Annotated in this window: 1 protein-coding gene and 1 pseudogene; both read left to right on the forward strand. The window is 60.9% G+C overall.

The window, feature by feature from the left end:
- Positions 1 to 718, forward strand: a 718-nt coding sequence (locus AC1DVH_RS31185) for an ABC transporter permease subunit (RefSeq protein ID WP_477757029.1), incomplete at its 5' end; no start/stop codon positions are given.
- Between the two features lie 2 nt (positions 719 to 720).
- Positions 721 to 1,351 (forward strand): annotated as a pseudogene (locus tag AC1DVH_RS31190) (amino acid ABC transporter permease); the annotation flags it as partial.

Below are 1,351 nucleotides of genomic sequence, written 5' to 3' on the forward strand. Positions count from 1 at the left end.
GCAGTCGGCTTCGTTGGTTGGCGTTGTCTATCTGAACAATAGCGGCTTGATGCTGCCCTGGCCGCAGCAGGGCAATCTGGGTGGCTGGGGACTGGCCTTGATGGCCCTGGGCATGCTGCTGGCTTATTTGGCGTGTCATTTCAAGGAACGTCGTGGGACCTGGCGCGATTTCGCGCCCTCCCGCTGGCCGATGTTGCTGGCGGGCGGATTGCTGTTGCCGCTATTGGCGTACTGGATCAGCGGTGCCCAATGGCAGTGGGAAATCCCGGTGCAACGTGGGTTCGGTTTCAAGGGCGGGATCGTCCTGGTGCCAGAGTTGTTGGCACTGTGCCTGGCCCTGTCGTTCTATAGCGCCAGCTACATTGCGGAAATTGTCCGGGGCRCCATCGAGTCGGTGCACCGTGGGCAGTATGAAGCGGCCAGGGCCCTGGGCTTCAAACAAGGCCCGACCATGCGCCAGTTGATCGTTCCGCAAGCGGTGTACCCGATGATTCCCCAAGTCACCAACACCTACCTGAACATCGTCAAGAACTCCTCGCTGGGGGTGGTGATCGGCTTTATGGAACTGGTGTCTTCGACTGGCGGCACCACCTTGAACCAGACCGGCCAAGCCATCGAGTGCATTGCTCTGGTGATGGGGACCTACTGCCTGATCAGCTTGCTGATTTCCCTGGCGATGAACCTCTACAACCATCATATCGGCCAGAGGGGACACTGAACATGACCGCAATGAATCAAGCCCCGCTAATCCAGCTACCGCCGCGGTTGCCCTGGGCACAACGAGCCCTGTCCTGGAGCCGCAGCCAGCTGTTTCCCAGCCCGGGCCACAGCCTGCTGACCCTGAGCATGATCGCCCTGTTGGCCTGGTGCATCCCGACCGCGCTGAACTGGCTGGTGTTCGACGCCACCTTCGTCGGCACCAGCGGCCAGGACTGCAACCCCGACGGCGCCTGCTGGTTGCCGATTACTCAGCGCTGGAACCTGTTTGTCTACGGCTTTTATCCAGAGGCCGAGCAGTGGCGAGTGAACCTTTCGTTGATGCTGGYCGGCACCGCGTTTGTCCTGCTGTTTTTCAAGCGCCTGGATCGGCGTTTGCTGCTGGGCTACCTGATCGTGCTGCCGCTGTTCATGTGGTGGTTGCTCAAGGGCGGTGCCGGTTTGGCGCCAGTGTCCTCAACCCAGTTCGCCGGGATGCTGGTTACGGTGTTCCTCGGCGTGGCGGGGATGGTTTTCGCATTGCCGCTGGGGATCCTGCTGGCATTGGGCAGACGCTCCAAACTGCCGGTGATTCGCCTGCTCAGCGTGCTGTACATCGAACTGGTGCGTTCGGTGCCGGTGATCTCCTTGCTGT

It is taken from the genome of Pseudomonas sp. P4_C3, assembly GCF_056402075.1.